This is a genomic window from Candidatus Protochlamydia naegleriophila (assembly GCF_001499655.1).
Classification (GTDB): domain Bacteria; phylum Chlamydiota; class Chlamydiia; order Chlamydiales; family Parachlamydiaceae; genus Protochlamydia; species Protochlamydia naegleriophila.
This window is the reverse complement of record NZ_LN879502.1, coordinates 862,402-878,986: the sequence shown is the minus strand read 5'-3', so window position 1 is coordinate 878,986 and position 16,585 is coordinate 862,402. Positions and strand designations below refer to the sequence as shown.

Annotated in this window: 13 protein-coding genes and 1 pseudogene; 9 read left to right on the top strand and 5 right to left on the bottom strand. The window is 43.4% G+C overall.

Annotated elements, in window-relative coordinates; genetic code table 11:
* Positions 1-124 precede the first annotated feature (124 nt).
* The 3 genes and pseudogenes from PNK_RS03645 to PNK_RS03635 all read left to right on the top strand — a co-directional run.
* Entirely contained in the window at positions 125-1,330 is a 1,206-nt protein-coding gene (locus PNK_RS03645; RefSeq protein ID WP_059060367.1) for an alpha/beta hydrolase family protein, read from the top strand.
* Complete coding sequence (deoC, locus tag PNK_RS03640) at positions 1,327-1,986, top strand: deoxyribose-phosphate aldolase (protein WP_059060365.1); 660 nt, start codon at positions 1,327-1,329, stop codon at positions 1,984-1,986. The genes PNK_RS03645 and deoC overlap by 4 nt, the downstream gene beginning before the upstream one ends.
* Positions 1,987-2,136: 150 nt before the next feature.
* A pseudogene (locus PNK_RS03635) lies at positions 2,137-2,340 on the top strand (DUF885 family protein); the annotation flags it as partial.
* Positions 2,341-2,365: 25 nt separating this feature from the next.
* Here PNK_RS03635 and PNK_RS03630 read toward each other — a convergent pair.
* Complete coding sequence (locus PNK_RS03630; protein WP_059060361.1) at positions 2,366-3,436, bottom strand: hypothetical protein; 1,071 nt, start codon at positions 3,434-3,436, stop codon at positions 2,366-2,368.
* A gap of 8 nt (positions 3,437-3,444) precedes the next feature.
* Entirely contained in the window at positions 3,445-3,684 is a 240-nt protein-coding gene (locus tag PNK_RS03625; protein ID WP_032125264.1) for a hypothetical protein, read from the bottom strand.
* Between the two features lie 292 nt (positions 3,685-3,976).
* Between PNK_RS03625 and PNK_RS03620 the strand changes: the two genes are divergently transcribed.
* Positions 3,977-4,987 carry an alpha/beta fold hydrolase gene (locus PNK_RS03620; protein WP_059060359.1) on the top strand — a complete coding sequence of 337 codons (1,011 nt, stop codon included), beginning with the start codon at positions 3,977-3,979 and terminating at the stop codon, positions 4,985-4,987.
* 86 nt (positions 4,988-5,073) lie between these two features.
* Here the strand turns inward: PNK_RS03620 and PNK_RS03615 are convergent, their stop codons facing one another.
* Positions 5,074-5,991 (bottom strand): NAD-dependent epimerase/dehydratase family protein, encoded by a 918-nt coding sequence (locus PNK_RS03615; RefSeq protein ID WP_059060358.1) that lies wholly within the window; start codon positions 5,989-5,991, stop codon positions 5,074-5,076.
* 278 nt (positions 5,992-6,269) lie between these two features.
* Here PNK_RS03615 and proB point away from each other — a divergent pair, with 278 nt between their 5' ends.
* The 4 genes from proB (at position 6,270) to PNK_RS03595 (ending at position 10,348) form a co-directional block, all read left to right on the top strand.
* Positions 6,270-7,388: a glutamate 5-kinase gene (proB, locus tag PNK_RS03610; RefSeq protein WP_032125261.1), complete on the top strand. Its 1,119-nt coding sequence runs from the start codon at positions 6,270-6,272 to the stop codon at positions 7,386-7,388.
* A gap of 2 nt (positions 7,389-7,390) precedes the next feature.
* The gene (locus tag PNK_RS03605) at positions 7,391-8,662 is read left to right on the top strand and encodes a glutamate-5-semialdehyde dehydrogenase (RefSeq protein ID WP_059060356.1); all 1,272 of its coding nucleotides are present in this window, start codon (positions 7,391-7,393) and stop codon (positions 8,660-8,662) included.
* A 112-nt stretch (positions 8,663-8,774) separates the two neighbouring features.
* Positions 8,775-9,617 (top strand): pyrroline-5-carboxylate reductase, encoded by an 843-nt coding sequence (gene proC, locus PNK_RS03600; protein WP_059060354.1) that lies wholly within the window; start codon positions 8,775-8,777, stop codon positions 9,615-9,617.
* A 245-nt stretch (positions 9,618-9,862) separates the two neighbouring features.
* Complete coding sequence (locus tag PNK_RS03595) at positions 9,863-10,348, top strand: peptidylprolyl isomerase (RefSeq protein WP_059062339.1); 486 nt, start codon at positions 9,863-9,865, stop codon at positions 10,346-10,348.
* 120 nt (positions 10,349-10,468) lie between these two features.
* Here the strand turns inward: PNK_RS03595 and PNK_RS03590 are convergent, their stop codons facing one another.
* Together PNK_RS03590 and aroQ are read right to left on the bottom strand one after the other, a co-directional pair.
* On the bottom strand, positions 10,469-12,970 hold the full coding sequence (locus PNK_RS03590; protein ID WP_059060352.1) for a response regulator: 2,502 nt from the start codon (positions 12,968-12,970) through the stop codon (positions 10,469-10,471).
* A gap of 132 nt (positions 12,971-13,102) precedes the next feature.
* Positions 13,103-13,687 carry a gamma subclass chorismate mutase AroQ gene (gene aroQ, locus PNK_RS03585; RefSeq protein ID WP_059060350.1) on the bottom strand — a complete coding sequence of 195 codons (585 nt, stop codon included), beginning with the start codon at positions 13,685-13,687 and terminating at the stop codon, positions 13,103-13,105.
* 174 nt (positions 13,688-13,861) lie between these two features.
* Here aroQ and PNK_RS03580 point away from each other — a divergent pair, with 174 nt between their 5' ends.
* Entirely contained in the window at positions 13,862-16,576 is a 2,715-nt protein-coding gene (locus tag PNK_RS03580) for a sensor histidine kinase (protein ID WP_059060349.1), read from the top strand.
* The last annotated feature ends 9 nt before the right edge of the window (positions 16,577-16,585 follow it).

Below are 16,585 nucleotides of genomic sequence, written 5' to 3'. Positions count from 1 at the left end.
TTTTAAGAGAATGATCAAAGTTCAGGTTCGTAAGAAAGCCTTTCTCTTTTATACTTTCCATTGATCCAGTTTGCGGCTCACGCCATAACATTTAATAATTGGAGCTAAAAAGATAGGTTCATCCATGAAAGCTTTTTTTGATCATCCAGCCTTTGATGGACAATTGCTGCGCATTCTGTCCCTCATTTACTACCGGGGAGCAGATTACGGGGAATGTCTTGCAACAGCGTCTCGTATTGAACCGGGTAATTATGACAGCTGGTTCACAGAGTGGTTTCAAACAGCCGAACAGCTGAATGGATTGGGAACCGTTTCCGAACAGCATAACCATTTGACAAGCGCTAAAGAAGCCTATTTTAGGGCTTGCCATTATTACCGGACAGCGCTCTTCTTTCTCTATGGCTCTCCCATCGGCGCAGGCTTTATTGAGGCTTATGATAAGCATGTAGCCATGTTTGATAAAGGAATGCTGCTATCCAACTTTTTGGTCGAAAAAGTTTTTTTCCCTTTCGAAAATACGCATTTGATGGGTTACTTTATTCGCGCTGATGACCGGGTGAGACCTACTTTGATTATCAATACCGGCTATGACGGAACCTGCCAGGAAGCTTTCTTCTGTAACGGATTTGCAGCGCTTGAGCGAGGCTACCATGTCTTCTGCTTCGATGGACCAGGTCAAGGATATAGCCTGATCAAACAAGAACTTTACATGCGTCCTGATTGGGAAAGAGTCGTCTCAGCTGTCATAGATTATTTAACAACGCTTTCGCTGGTCGATGCAGAAAAAATTTCCTTGCTCGGTCAAAGCTGGGGAGGCTATCTTACTCCCCGCGCCGCGTGCTTCGAAACCCGCCTGGCAGCCCTGATTGCCAATCCAGGTCAATATGAGGCACTACGCCCTTTCAGAGCGCATTTTCCAGCTATTGATGCCCTTCTTGAGCCCGATCAGGCGCATCACTTAGAACAGCTGATGCAGCAAGTAATGAGTCAGCCGGGCATGGCTTTTAAAATGAAAAGCAAAGCCTGGATTCATGGAAAGGACCAACCAGCCGACCTGGTCCGCGCTTGGAAGGCCTATACACTAGTCGATATAGCCAGCCGCATCCAATGCCCATCTCTAATTCTCGACAGTGAAAATGAAACCTTTAGCCAAGGACAGGCAAGAGAGCTTTATAATGCCCTAACTTGTAAAAAGGAATACAGGCTCCTCACCGAAAAAGAAGGTGCCGCGGAGCACTGTGGAATCGGAGCTTATTCCCTTGTCAATCAAATCGTCTTTGATTGGCTCGACCACCTATTTTTTAAATCTAACGGAGCGAGTAAAAAATGACCCCAGAATCAGTCGCCCAAACCATTGAGTATACCCAGTTGAAGCCTTTTGCCACAGAGGCAGACATTGAAAAGCTTTGCTGGGGCGCTATGCACTGGAAGTTTTACGGTGTATGCCTCTACTCTATTTGGCTTCCCCTCGCCCGATCCATCGTGTCCTCCTCGTCCCTTAAACTAATCACAGTCGCAGGGTTTCCAACAGGGGCCTCTTCTACGCAACTAAAATGCCTGGAGGTTGCAGAAGCAATCGAAAAAGGGGCTGATGAAATTGATTTTGTCATCAACATTGGTTGGTTGAAAGACAGACGTTTAAAACCCATCGAAGATGAATTTAAATATCTTGTGGAATTAGCTTCCCCTTGTCCGCTCAAAGTGATTATTGAAACATGCTATCTGAGCGAAGAGGAAAAAAAACTTGCCTGTCAATTAGCTGCTGCAACGGGCATTTCATTTGTCAAGACCTCAACCGGATTCGGCCCAGCCGGAGCAACCGTATCCGATGTTGAACTGATGAAGCAGATTGTTCCACAAGTTAAAGCATCTGGAGGAATTAAAGATGCATCCACGGCTATCAGCCTCATAAAAGCGGGAGCTACAAGACTTGGAACCTCTGCCGGGCCTAGCATCATGGAAAACCTGCCCTGCTGTATAGACTAACCTTAGCCCCAAGGATTTTATTCTCATGGCTATCAAGAATGCAATCTGTGCTGCGACAATCCTCTCTGGGATTGAGCCGCGAAAAGACCATTCCATACTTTAAACGCTATGTAAGGCTCGGAAAGCATTAAATAGCAGGTAGATCGCTACCTAGTCATGCCAGGACAAGCTTTCGCCTACAAAATAGGCGAATTGAAGATTCAAAAACTGCGCCAATTCTCCATGCAGGCGCAAAGAGAGCACCTCGACATTCGCCACTTCCACAATGAATGGCTCAAGCATGGAGCTCTGCCTTTGGACATTACCGACGCACTCATAAGAAAATGGGGCGATCAAGCAGGAGTCATGGCATGATAGGCCACTTAAGTCGTAAAGCTCTCTATTCCCTGAACTTTGTTTGATGAGAAGGAAGCGCTTTGCGAATTTTTTCAGGCAAACACCATAATAGAGCCTGCTGGATAGTCTGCTGATGCTTGGTATAGAGGATCCCGATATAGATGACTCCAACGCCAAGCATGCTTAGCACCAATGGAAATAGAAGAGAGTCGTGGAAAACTCCGTAGACTAGATAACAAAGATAAGCAAAAACTCCCAAGGCTCCGAAAACCAGAAAACTTTGCCTGTTCAAAAGAATAGCTAAAAAAAGAAATAAAAGATTAATGCAGGCATAGCCAAGTCTTAACCACTCATTCGTCCCAACCATCATGAGGCCTATCAAGCTTCCAGAAGTCGCCATCAATCCTATCAAATAAGCCCAAAATGCAAAATCTTGATACACCCGTTTATCTAGTATGTAAGCCGTGATTAAAGCACCCATGCCAAATAGCAAAGAAACCCATTCATAGGCTCGATTAGATAACTCCTCTGCTCCTTGCAAAATAGCAACAGCATCGAGGGTTAAAAACCAGAGCGCCAACAAGAGAGGGACCATGATAAAAGGAAAACGGATGAAATAGAGTGCGATCAGAGCAGCCATGATTGTTCCCACTTCAAGCGTCAGCCAGTATCGATGACTGACGATTTCATAGTTGCGGTAGGCGACTTCATCAAAATGGGAAAATGAAAACGTGGGCCAAAAGCCCAGCCCCTTTTCTAAACCATAAATCATCAAAGGTACAGTGCAGACTGCCAAGGCGCATAACACCCCTCCGCCCACTCGATAAATGGTTTGATTCCATAAATAGAGGCCTAATGAGGCAAATAACAAGGTGTAGGCTAACGTAATAAAAAAAAGACCAAACCCGCCCAGCTGCTCATTTCCCAATGATGCTAGCCAAATCATGGCTGCCAAAATAATAAAGGCACCTAAATAGTAGATCACCGAAGCAAAATTAAAGCGCGACTCTGCTAAAGAACGATTCATCAACATTTCCCAAAGCTGATCCGCCTGCTGCTGATTTAAAATATGCCGATCAACAGCGTTTTGAAGATCCTCTCTCGAAAGATTCATTAATAAATCTAGCCTCTTTTGGCAAGCAAATAGGGCATGAATACCATCGAACCTAAAGTCTGTTGAGGTAGGCTATGATCGCCTCTGGAAGCTTGGATTCTAGCCGACAGCTGCATGAATAAATCCTTAAAGAACTCATACGTATGGTTCGCCCAGGAAACTAAAGTCTGGAAAGCCTCAGGAAAGAACAAATAGATCAAATAAAATAAAATGCCAAAAAGAAAGAAATTAAAAATAAAGCGCAGCATAAGACCTCCCTTTTAAGTGAGCTCATATCCATTTGTTTTGGTCGACTGAATTTATTATATTCCAGATTAAAATTAAAAAAAAATCAGCAATGAAGCATTTTTATGAGCCGCTTTGCTCATTATTTCCTTTGAGCACAAATATAAAATGTTTAGAATTAAGGTGTTTTAAATCGCCTAGAGAGTTATCTCTGAAAAGAGGGAAAGAGGTGAAAGAGTGGCTTTATTGGAGCTGCCTCTATTCAAAAAAGAATCGATCTCCTATTTATAATTAGAGGGGAATCAAGGGGAACAAATGTCAAAAAAGAAGCGGCCGCTACTTCATCGCGTCGTTCTCTCAGCGCTCTTTGTCGCTGCAGGACTTATGGGCTTACTTTTTTTTACACAAACACCCATGCTTGATCCTTTGCAACAACAAGCTTGCAAGCAAGGCAAACTCTTTTGGGATTGGAAGACTCCCGAAGGGGATTGGAGAGTCCACTATACTGAGCATGGGGAAGGATCTAACCATCTTTTGCTCATTCATGGCTTTCGGGCCAATACCTTTACTTGGCGTCATCTAGTCACTCCCCTTGCCGAGGCAGGCTATCATGTATGGACGATTGATTTGATTGGCTATGGTTTGAGTGATAAACCTAAAGCAGCTTCGTATGATGTGTCCTTATTTGTCCAGCAGCTAAAGGCCTTCATGGAGGCACGCGACATCCCCTCTGCGCACCTTGTCGGCAATTCGATGGGTGGAGGATTAGCCTTGAGCCTAGCCCTTGACCATCCCCAAAAAGTTCGCTCTTTAACCCTCATCAGTGCATTGGGATATCCATTCGACTTACCCTTCTACCTCTCACTTACAAAGCACCTGGGTCCTTTATGGGTCCCTTTTGTAGGCCCGGCTATCATTCGCTCAGGGCTCAAGCAAATCGTTTTCGATGCTAAGACAGTGACGGATGAGCAGGTAGAAGCTTATTCTCTCCCTTATCGCTTTCCCGGCGGTGCAGACGCTTCCTTAATGACGCTCAAACAATTCGACAAGCAGAAATTAGTCGACTTAAGCGTGCGCTACGAGACCTTATTTCAACCTCTATTGATCATTTGGGGCGATCATGACAACTTGATTCCCGTTACGCATTATGAAAAATTTCTAAGCGATTTTCCATCGGCCGATAGACTATTAATCCCCAATTGCGGCCATATTCCCCAAGAAGAGAAGCCCGAGCTAGTTGTAGAGGCTATGATCCGCTTTCTAAAGCGGCAAGCGCTTTTAGATGAAAAGTTTGAAACCTCTGCATTAATTGCCGAAATGGAATGAATAGAAGGCCTGAACTCATGCTCTACAGGAGGCCTGTAGAGCTCACAACAGCACGGAAGAAGAGCTTGTAAGCAAATACGGAAAGCTTAAAATTCTTCCGCTTGCTGTGTTGTTTTCCACACGTTGTAGTAGAGGTCGCTCTCATTAACAAAAGGGACGTGGTGGATTTGCCAGCCAAGCAAACGCTTGATCCTTGAATTATTTGCCTGGAGGTCGACCAAAAGACCATCTACCAGCTCTCCAAACTGTTTTTTCGCCTCATCCATGCCAAGGACTTGAATTTTCCCCTCCATTTTTGCGCTTCTCGCAACGGCTTCTGCCATTTCACGGACCGTGTTGCTTGAATCGTCAACGACATTTAGTGTCACATTCGTCAATTCTTTTTCGGCGGCGGCAACATAAGCGTAGGCTAAATCTTGTACATGCACCATGGGCCAGCGATTGTGCCCCTCTCCTACAATCTTTACTGCCCCACTTTGAGTAGAGGTAAAGAGCAGATTAGTCAAACCTCCCACGTTTCCATAGACACATCCGGGCCTTAACACGACCGTTTTCAAATTCACATTCGTCGCTTTCAAGACTTTTTCTTCATGTATGGGACGCCACTTGGAGATTTCAATGGGATTAACCGGAGATGATTCATCCATAATTTGATGCCCTCGCGACCCATAAATCCAAACGCCAGAGGTGTAAATAAATGTGCGCGGCAAAGAACTCTTTCCGAAGACTTCTGTAATCGTATCGATAGTTTTGGCATCGCGCTCTATTCCCTTGTCTAGCCAATCAAAGGCACAGTGGACAGCAACCTCAACGTTATCTAATAACTGCTTGTAGCTATCGGGCTGATCCAAATCACCCATTACAGGCCAAATTTCGTCCAAGCTTAATAAATCGCCATCTTCTTGCGAGCGAACGAGTCCATAAACAGTATGTCCTTTAGCTCGAAAAGCTTTCGCAACGGCATGTCCAATATAACCCGTTGCCCCTGTGACAAAAACGCGCATATCGACTCCTCTAAAAACTTAATGATCTTAATATGAATTTTTGGTATTTTGAGTATATGCTGTAAGGATATTCATGCAATTCTTTTCTTTAAAACCTTCTTTTTCATTTGCATTCCCTCCCCGCTTGGGGTAAATCCAAACTGCCCTTATTTTTTTCTTTATTAAATTTTTTCACTATCAGTATGTATACGCCAAACTGCTCTTTGTGCGTATAAAACTCCATGCGAGTCATTATTAAAGTTAATCATCTCATTGAGTCTTAAAAATTGGATTCACCCATGAATAAGATCGTTATTAAACTTGGCACAAGCACCCTAACCCAAGGGACAAAGCAGCTCTCAAGGCGCTACATGCTCGAAATTGCACGCCAAATCACTCATTTATTAGAACAAGGCAAGCAAGTGGTACTTGTCACTTCAGGCGCGGTTGCTGCAGGAAGGGAAATGCTTGGACATCCGACCGTTGAGCGCTACCTCCCCTCCAAGCAAATGTTTGCCTCCGTTGGGCAAGGGCGTTTAATGCAAATCTGGGCAGAATTGTTTAGCCTTTTTAGCATCCAAGTAGGGCAATTACTTCTTACGCGAGGCGACTTTTCAAATCGCCAACGCTATCTCAATATTCGCGATACCCTGCACTGCCTGATGCAACATGGCGTTCTCCCAATCATCAACGAGAATGATACCGTAGCGACCAAAGACAGCCGCGTTGGCGATAATGATAATTTAGCCGCTCTTGTTTCCAATCTAATTGCAGCCGATCGCTTAATATTATTGACCGATCAAAAAGGGCTCTATACGAGCGACCCGCGCCAAGATTCTAAAGCAGAGCTCATTCCGGTCGTCAAACACATCGACTCCTCCATTTTCGCTTTAGCAGGAGGCGCTTCTGCAGCCCTCGGGCTGGGGACTGGAGGGATGTATACCAAAGTACAGGCCGCACAGCTTGCCTCCCAAAGCGGTACAAGCACGACCATCGCCTCATCCTCCTGTCCTAATGTATTGATAGAAATTGCCGCTGAAAAACCGCTCGGCACACTTTTTCTAGCCGAAACGACAACCCGTGAAAGCCGCAAAAGGTGGCTGCTGTCCGAAAAACACCAAGGAGCCATTCAAATCGACTCGGGTGCAGAACATCAGCTGCGTCACGGGGGAGCAAGCTTGTTGGCCGTCGGCATAAAAAAAACGATGCAATCATTCGAAAGAGGAGCTTTAGTCCAACTAGTTTCCCTCTCCGGACAACCGATTGCAGTCGGTGTGACCAATTATGGCAATCAAGAGATTCAACGCTTAATCGGATCCCATTCTAGACATATAGAAGACATTTTAGGCTACAGCTACGGACAAGAAATCATCCATCGAGACAATATGACCCGCATCAAATTTAATGAGGATCTTTAACCATGACCATTCCTTTACCGCTAATGGGTCAACAAGCCAAGCAAGCCACTTATCTCTTGGGTCAGGCCTCTGAGTCTCAAAAAAACCACTGCCTGGAACTCATCGCACAAGGGCTCAAGCAGAATGCAGCGCTCATTCTCGCAGCCAATCAGAAAGATCGGCAAAAAGGGAAAGAAAATGGCTTAAGCGATGCCATGATAGACCGCTTGAACTTAGAGGGGAGAATGGACTCTTTAATTCAAGATGTGCGCCACATAGCCTCATTGCCAGACCCGATCGGTGAAGTGATTGAAGAAAACACTCTACCAAACGGCCTCAAGGTTTCAAAATGCCGCATTCCAATTGGTGTGCTAGGCGTCATCTACGAATCGAGGCCCAATGTCACGATTGACGTGGCTAGCCTTTGCATTAAAACGGGCAATTGCGCCCTTTTAAGGGGAGGGTCTGAAACCCTTCAAACCAACCAAATCCTGATGCAAGTCATCCAGCACGCCCTAATAGGAGCATCCCTTCCGGCTACGGCCATGCAACTCATCCAAAGCCCTGATCGCGAATACGTCAAAGAACTCCTCCATCTGCACCAATTCATAGATTTAATCATTCCACGCGGAGGAGCCGCCCTTCATCAATTTTGCCGTGAAAATAGTTTAATACCTGTCATCACAGGAGGGATTGGAATTTGCCATTTATTTGTCGATCAAACAGCCGATTTAAAAAAAGCCCGCTCTGTCATTTTCAATGCCAAAACTCAAAGGCCGACCGTTTGCAATGCTTTAGACACGGTCCTCATCCATGAAGCAATCGCACCCGCCTTTCTACCAGCCCTAACCTCCCAACTAGTCGACGCTGGAGTCGAGATACGCAGCGACGAAAAGGGATGGAAAATTCTCGAAGAGCTCAATCTAAATAGAGCAAAAGTCAGGCAAGCCAATGCCACTGACTGGGATACAGAGTGGCTTAGCCTCGTTTTAGGAGTAAAAATTGTGGACAGCCTCGAAGAAGCCATTCAACACATCCGCTTGCATAGCAGCGGACACAGCGATGGTATTCTAACCGAAAACCGCTCCCACGCCGGTCGCTTCATCAAAGAAATCGACTCTGCTGCCGTCTATGTCAACGCTTCCACCCGCTTCACAGATGGAGGGCAGCTAGGACTTGGAGCCGAAGTTGCTATTAGTACTCAAAAACTGCACGCGAGAGGTCCAATGGGATTAAAAGAACTTACAACCTATAAATGGATCATCTTAGGAGATTATCATACGCGCCTTCCTTGACTGTACTCAGTCAGCAATCAGATCAAACCCTTCACACCGTAAATGAAGACAAAAAATGGGTAAATCCCTAATTATGCAAGAAATCTATTACATCTAAGCAAGGAGAAGTGACGTGCACATTGCCATTATCGGTTGCGGAAACATGGGTGCTGGAATCGCCAAAAGTCTACACACCTATCATCAATTGACTCTATACGATCGCTATCCAGCAGCTGCTCAATCTCTCGCCCGCCAAATCCCGGCTACTGTCTGCCAAGAACTCGTATCAGCTGTAGAAGAAGCTGACTTGATTGTTTTAGCTGTAAAACCCCAGAATTTAAGCGATATTTCAGATCAGTTGGCGCCTCTCTTAAAGCCCCATCAAATATTAGTGAGCATCTTAGCCGGTACAACTTACGCATCGCTTAAGCAAGTCTTCCCCCATTCTATTATTGTTCGCATGATGCCAAATCTCGCTTTGGTTCATGGAAAAGGGGTAATTGGCTTGGTGGAGAATCCAATCCTGAGTGAAAAGCAAAAATTGCTATTACAGGCATTGTTTGAACCTTTGGGTGCTGTTTACTGGCTTCCTGAATCAAAAATTGATGCTCTTACGGCTTTGACAGGATCAGGACCTGCTTTCGTTTTCGTTTTGGTCGAAGCAATGATAGAAGCCGGCATCTACATGGGATTTCAAGCATCTGATGCTAAGCTCCTGACGCTGCAAATGTTGAAGGGCAGCATTGCACTTTTGGAAGAATCCAACAAACATCCGGGCGAACTAAAGTGGCAAATTACATCGCCTGGCGGCACCACCATTGAGGGATTAAAAACGCTTGAAGATTATGCAATTCGAAGCGGCATCCTTCATACTTTTTTAGCCTCTTTTAATCGCACAAAAAATTTATCAGGACCCCTTAATAGCCCCTCAACTACGCCAAAAGATGAAACTAAAGGCTTGTTAACAAATGACTAAAATGGGAAAGTAGGTGGGCGTTTGCAAATCGCGAGATGGCTTGCATGATCTATGGCACAAATGGACATACAAAGCATCCCACTTGCAGTCTGTGAACATCCTCTAAGAATTATCTTTGATTAACTTACATCAATAGCATTTTTATTAACCCAGGAGGAATAATGAATTTATTCACATTTACTTTTTTTGCTCTTGCAACTTGTTTAGTTCATTGCCTAATTCCCCTACAAGCAACGGAGTCTACGATGCCCCACCAACCCATAGCTGTTATTGAGACGACTCAAGGCACTATAGAAATTGCTTTAAGACCAGATATTGCTCCTAAAGCCACAGAAAATTTCATTAAACATGCTCAAGATGGCTACTACAACGATGTCATTTTCCATAGAATCATTAAGGGATTCATGATTCAAGGCGGCGACCCAACAGGCACGGGCCGCGGTGGCGAGTCTATTTGGAATAAGCCATTCGAAGATGAAGTTACAGATAGCGCTAAATTTGATAAACCAGGCGTGCTCGCGATGGCAAATGCTGGTCCAAGAACAAATGGAAGCCAATTCTTTATTACAACTGCTGCAACTCCGTGGTTGCATAAAAAGCACACTATCTTTGGTGAAGTGGTAAAAGGATACGACATCGTACAAAAACTTGAAAACACAAAGACGGGACCTGGCGACCGCCCAGTTCAAGAACAAAAAATCCTCAAGATTACAATTAAGGACGCTCAATAATTGAGTATCGCCTTAGGCCCTGATTGCTCCCCGACATCCTAACTTTTTTGGGGGGCAATCAGGGCCTAAGGAGCCTATTGACCATACATACACAATGGCCCCTCTTCTCCCTGTCTCACACTAATTTTCACCAACTGTTTCGATTAGAATCATCAAGTTAAAGGGATAGTTCAAATAGTTGACTCCGCTTTCACCGAGCAATTCTTGCAACTTGTCCAAGGAAGGAATGGTTGGAAAATAGAGCACTGGCAAATGCCACTGGTTTTGTTCGCTCAATTTTTGCAGCAATGCAATGCCTTGTGAAATGGCGCTTTCTCCTACCATCACAAGAAGCGGTAGAGCCGTTTGTTTTTTTTGTGAGGAACGCTCAAATAGCCTCTCTTCCAAATCTGTTGCCAAACTCACTTCGCAATCGAGCTGCTGAAAGGCATTCTCTAAGGATTCTATACGGTCCAGCTGATCCGACACAATCAAGGCTTTACTGCTCTCGACAGGCTCAACAATTTCATTTTCGACCCACACTTTTACAAGAACGAGTTGATTGGAATAGGAAGCTACCTCTTGCAAGGCCGATTGAATTTCGCTTTCCATCTGATCGAAACTCCTAAAAGTCGTTTGTAATGGAATAACCGTACCAATCAAACGAATGGGCGTGCTTTCTGGCATCAGTTCTTGAATGTCCTGATGCAATTCTTTTAGGCATTCGCTCATAAAAAGGCGTAAGAACCACGGATCTAATCCTTTAAAAAGCAGCACAAACCGACCATTTCCTGCATAGGCTGCCATCTCATATTTTTTTAACAGCTGATCAAGCGATTGATTGATATGAGTAACAATCTCTTCTTCGGTCCGATTTTCAGAAATCTTAATCAACTCGGCTAATTGTTTAATTTCAAAGGCAACCAATGTTTCAGCATTATTATCGAGAGGAATTTGTAGGCATTGATAGAAGTAAGACAGATTAAACAAACCAGTCAAGGTGTCCCGATCTTTTTTAGATGCTTCTTTACGGGCTTTGGAAAGCAAGTCAAAGATCCGCTTTTGCAAAGAACGCCCTTCTAGGGGCTTAAATAAGACATCATCGACCCGCGCATCATAAATCGTCTGAACCAAATGAATATCTTTGGTCACTGTAACCATGGGCAGGGTTAAATGATCTCTATTTACAGCTTTTAAAGCATTCAAGGCAGCAATTGTTTTTTCCTCGGCTAAATTGACATCTAATAAAATAGCATCAAAGGACTGCTGAGTCAATGTGTGTTGCAAATCAGCAAAGTCCTGTACAACAGTTATATCCGCACCCGTCAACCTAAGTGCCAGCGCAATATACTGGCAAACATCCGGATCGTCATCAACAACCAAAATACGATAACCTTTTAAAGCAAACTTCATCATCGCCTGTTCAAGCAAAGGCCAAAAAGTCTCTTTAGATAAAGGCTCTATCAAAACAAATTGAATTCCTCTTTTAATCGCCCGAGATTGTTCACTAGCGTCTTCGAACGGCACCGCCATGGCGACCGTAGAAATTCGCTCTTCTTTTTTTTGATAAAAAGGGCGAATTAAATCGTATCCGGATACCCCTTGATTGCCATAACGGGCATTTACTAAAAGAACTTGAGGAGCGAACTCGGAAAAGGCCAGCTTTTCCAATGCAACTTGCGGATCAGGCTCTGTTAACACACGGAAAATTTGCCCTGAGCTCCGCGTCGTCTCTAAAAGAGACAGCAAGGAAGGCTCATTCGTCACAGCATAAATTAATGGCAATAAAGAAAAATCGGTTGCTTTAAGCTTTTCTTTTTTTTCTTCGGCTTGTGGTATTTGGAAATTCAGCTTAATTTGAGTGAAAAATTCATCCAGGCTCGCAAGCCACGCAGAATTAAATTTTCCAAGCTTTACAAGCTCTATTTTATCGGCCAAGTTTTTTTCCATCTCTTTGCACAGCTCACCGACACGCGGATATCCATAGGACCCTGAACTGCCCGCAATCTTGTGAATTTCCATTTTAAAGGCTTGCATATGCTCGCTCGTCGGAGCCTTCTGAATGGCTAGAATCATTTTTTCCAAACGCTCTAGCTTATCACTGATTGATCTTTGATATCTTTCTGTAATCTCTGCTAAAAAATTATCCGAAATATCCTCTTCGCTCGGTTCAGATAGTTGCGCTTCAATCCTGCACATTTGCTTAAGAAGTCGCTTCACTTCGCCTGGATTGATGGGTTTATCCAAAACAAAATCGACCTTCAACGTTTCTTTTAAGATGCGAAAGCTGGCTGCATCTTGATAGATGCGGGATAGGAAAGCAATCGGTGCATCCAAGTCTTTTTTTTCTCTTAGCCATGCAACTAATTCGAATCCAGAGCCATCTGGAAGATGCCCATCAATAATAAAAGCTTGATAGATCCCCCCTTCTTCAATTTTCTGCTTAGCCTCGGCAATCGAATAAGCCTTATCTAAAGTAATCTCCAACTCTTTAGCCAGCCGTTGGATATAAAAGCAAAAATCTGGATCGTCATCTACGCATAATAGATAGCGTTGATCAGCACTATCTTGAATGGATGGCTTTTTCCTTAGTTGTAACCAGGAATAAAGCTCTTCCCATTTCTTCGAAAAAAAAGACAGCATGAATGCACCTATTTAATGACTCAAAACTTTTTCAAAACCAGGGATATCTAAATTTTTTTAGAAGGTAAAGAATATACAGATGAGAGCAAAAAAAATTTAGTTCTGAAGTTGATGACAGGCATTGGGTCGCAATCATGATCTAAGTGGCGAGATAGCTAACTGCCAGATATTCTCCTCAATGTCATCTGTGGCTCTTATCGAAAGGGGTCTTTCTAGAATCAGTCCCTCAACAATAGGCAATTGACTGTAGATCTGACTTAATAGTTCAATCATCTCTCCATTGATCTGATCTATATATGTACGTAAATCCTCTTTTAAGCTTATAACTCCTTCAAATGTTTGCGCCCTACATTGGCGCCAAAGTGCAAAATCTCCTTTTTGAATCTCTTTAGCCGCATCAAATTGAGCCAAAAAGAACACCGCGGCCCACTTCTCATTTAATCCTCTCAGATGCGCTTGTTCAATGAGGCCTCTTAAAATCTGCTTTTCACGCTCTCGATCTTCAATCGCCAGACTTTGATTCCATTTTGCCCTGGCTACTTCGTGCATGATGACAAGCCTTTTTTGAATCAATAGAAGTAGCTGGTCGACTCTTTTCTCAATCTTATAATCTTCAATGTTTCGCCCAACTTGAGCGGCCTGCAATCCTGATCCGACCAAGTGAACACAAAGCATGCATGCTAAAAAAAAGGTTGTCTTGTCTTTTAAAAACTTCATCTTTCACCCTGTTTAAATTCCTATAAAGACTCTTTGAAAAAGATAGAATTTAAATAATTATGAATAAGAAGTCCAATTGAAGAAAAATGATGGAGTTGTATATATCAATCTTACGGGCCCGTTCAAAAATACCGATTACTTTAAATTAGCACAACTCATTGAAAATGAGTCAAAATGACCTTCAACCCATTTAAATTTCCTTGGAGCCGCTATTTAGCCCATAGTCAGCATTATGGACTTCCTTTGGCTATTTTTATAATTTGCCTCCTTTTGACTGGTGCGGCATTCCGCTTCTATCAAACGCAGGATTATAACCGCACGCACGCAGAATTCGATCGTTTAGCCGATATCGATTTAGTTGTGATTCAAGAAGTAATTCAAGGAACAGTCGAACAATTTAATTTTATTACTCAACTGTTTTACGCATCGGAGAATGTCACAAAAGAAGAGTTTCGCACCTTTACTCTCAATTCAATTGACCTGTATCCCAATTTGATCGCTATTGGGTGGAAGCCCCTTTCGGATGACTCAAAAATTTCTTTTGACCAAAAACAATACATCCAATTTATTTCACCTGATGCCCAAGATCCAAAGACTAGCCAGTTTGTCTCTTTAGACTATCTTGAATTAAGTACAGCCGAGCCTCTATACATCGACCGCAATGCTTATGCCTCATTTCAACACTTACTCAGCCTAGCTGCGACCTCTACGAAGCTAATCGTATCAGATGAGGTAACCTTCTACAGAGAAGGTGAACGCACGGGCTTTTTTTTATTAAGCCCTATCTTTTGGGAATCGCCGGATTTAAAATCAGAGCAAGCCTCCCTTCCATTAAAAGGAATTATCATTGGATTCTCTGACTTCGAGAAAATCCTGCAAGAAGTGGTCTCCCGCATTCCTATCGATCTAAATTTTGAAATTTATAAAAAGCTACCCGAGTCAAACAAACGTCTATTTTCTCGCTATCCAAGCCAATCTTCTCCACATCCCAAGGGCGATTCCAGCACATACTGGTCTCGTAACTTAAGCTTTAATGTGGGAGACCAGGTCTGGACTGTACGAGCCTTTCCAAACGCCAATTCACCCCTCATAACTAACCCTTGGAGCCATTTAGAAGTTTTAATCATCGGCACTCTATTATCGGCCCTGACAGCATTGTATTTTTTAGTCCTAGGAAACAGACACCTCCTAGTCGAACAAGAGGTACACAAGCGGACCGAAGAACTAGCCGAAACCAACCGCATTTTAGAACAGGAAATCCACGAAAGGCAGCGAATAGAAGAGGAATATTTACAAGCCCAACACTACCTGCAAAGAAGACATGAAGCGTTAGAATACCTAACCAAGTTTACAACTTCCGAATTAAAGAGCTCTATTCAGGAAGTCATTTTAAAAACGGCTTCAGTCATGGAGGTTGACCGGGTAAGCATTTGGTTTTACGAAGAAGAAGATCAACGCCACCTTCTATCCTGCGCAGGGCTCTATGTTTTTTCGACCAATTCTTTTTCCAATCACTTAGAATTTATTTCCGACTATTTTCCCCATTATTTTCACGCCCTAACGATGCACTCTCATTTAACCATCCCTTCCCATGACGATGCAGAGCTCAATCAAGAGCTCGCCTCCTATCTGGCTTCTTTTCACATCATTTCTAAACTAGACATTCCGATTATTTTTGAAGGCAAACTGCTTGGAGTTCTATGCTGTGAAGAAACAAGGGAACACCGGGACTGGAATTTACAAGACCGCCACTTTGGACAAACCATTGCCGATATCATTGCAATCATGATAGAACAATCTGCGCGAAGAAAGGCCGAAAAAGCTCTGCAGGAAAGTGAAGAGCGTTTGCGTTTTCTTACCCAAAAGTCTATCGACGCAATCATTTCAATCACCGAAAAAGGAGAAATTGTCTCGTGGAATTACGGTGCAGAGCAAATGTTCGGTTTTAGCGAAATCGAGATGTTGGGTAAACCGTTAAGCTTAATCTTTCCCCATCAAGACATGCATCTGGTTGAAATTGCCACAAAGCCCGTCGAATTAAAGGGGAAAAATAAGCAAGAGCTCATTTTTCCTGTTGAAATTTCTCATACGCGCTGGAAAAGTGGCCTGCTGTATTTTGATACGATTATTGTCCGAGACATCACAGAACGTAAGGAGTACGAAACCAAGCTCATTAAGGCCATTAGAGACGCAAAGGCTGCAAATGAAGCCAAAAGTGAGTTCTTAACAACCATTTCACACGAACTGCGAACTCCTCTCAATGCGATTATTGGATTTGATCAATGCCTATTGATGGGAATGGATGGTACCATTAATTCTCAACAAACAGATAGCCTCAAAAAAATTGAAAAATCCTCCTTTCATTTGCTCACTTTAATCAATGACATCCTCGACCTCGCTAAAATTGAAGCCAGTAAAATGGAGTTAGAAATTACTCCTCAAAACATTGTTGAAATCATCACCTCTTGCGTCGAAGAAATTCAGCCTCTGGCCAAACAAAAAAACTTAACTATTAATCTTTCTATTGATAAACCCTATATCTTGATGGAAATTGACAAGCTGCGCATTAGACAAGTATTACTAAATCTACTGGGCAATGCCGTCAAGTTTACAGAGGCGGGATCCATTAACGTTCATCTGATCAACCATTCCCAAGAGGTGGAAATCCGCATTGAAGATACAGGAATTGGCTTATCGGCTGACGAAATGCTTAAGCTCTTTAAACCGTTTTCCCAAGCTGATAGCTCCATTACCCGGAAATATGGTGGAACTGGACTTGGACTCGCCATTTCCAAAAGAATTATTGACTTACATGGTGGAATGATTAATGTACAGAGTGAAAAAGGCAAAGGAAGCATCTTTTCTGTCATCCTTTCCAAAACGCAGTAGATCCAAACG

Coding starts and splice junctions, on each gene's coding strand:
- deoC (WP_059060365.1), top strand. CDS start 1,327: ATGACCCCAGAATCAGTCGCCCAAACCATTGAGTATACCCAGTTGAAG.
- PNK_RS03625 (WP_032125264.1), bottom strand. CDS start 3,684: ATGCTGCGCTTTATTTTTAATTTCTTTCTTTTTGGCATTTTATTTTAT.
- PNK_RS03605 (WP_059060356.1), top strand. CDS start 7,391: ATGACCATTCCTTTACCGCTAATGGGTCAACAAGCCAAGCAAGCCACT.
- PNK_RS03615 (WP_059060358.1), bottom strand. CDS start 5,991: ATGCGCGTTTTTGTCACAGGGGCAACGGGTTATATTGGACATGCCGTT.
- proB (WP_032125261.1), top strand. CDS start 6,270: ATGAATAAGATCGTTATTAAACTTGGCACAAGCACCCTAACCCAAGGG.
- PNK_RS03580 (WP_059060349.1), top strand. CDS start 13,862: ATGACCTTCAACCCATTTAAATTTCCTTGGAGCCGCTATTTAGCCCAT.
- PNK_RS03630 (WP_059060361.1), bottom strand. CDS start 3,436: ATGAATCTTTCGAGAGAGGATCTTCAAAACGCTGTTGATCGGCATATT.
- PNK_RS03620 (WP_059060359.1), top strand. CDS start 3,977: ATGTCAAAAAAGAAGCGGCCGCTACTTCATCGCGTCGTTCTCTCAGCG.
- PNK_RS03645 (WP_059060367.1), top strand. CDS start 125: ATGAAAGCTTTTTTTGATCATCCAGCCTTTGATGGACAATTGCTGCGC.
- aroQ (WP_059060350.1), bottom strand. CDS start 13,687: ATGAAGTTTTTAAAAGACAAGACAACCTTTTTTTTAGCATGCATGCTT.
- PNK_RS03590 (WP_059060352.1), bottom strand. CDS start 12,970: ATGCTGTCTTTTTTTTCGAAGAAATGGGAAGAGCTTTATTCCTGGTTA.
- PNK_RS03595 (WP_059062339.1), top strand. CDS start 9,863: ATGCCCCACCAACCCATAGCTGTTATTGAGACGACTCAAGGCACTATA.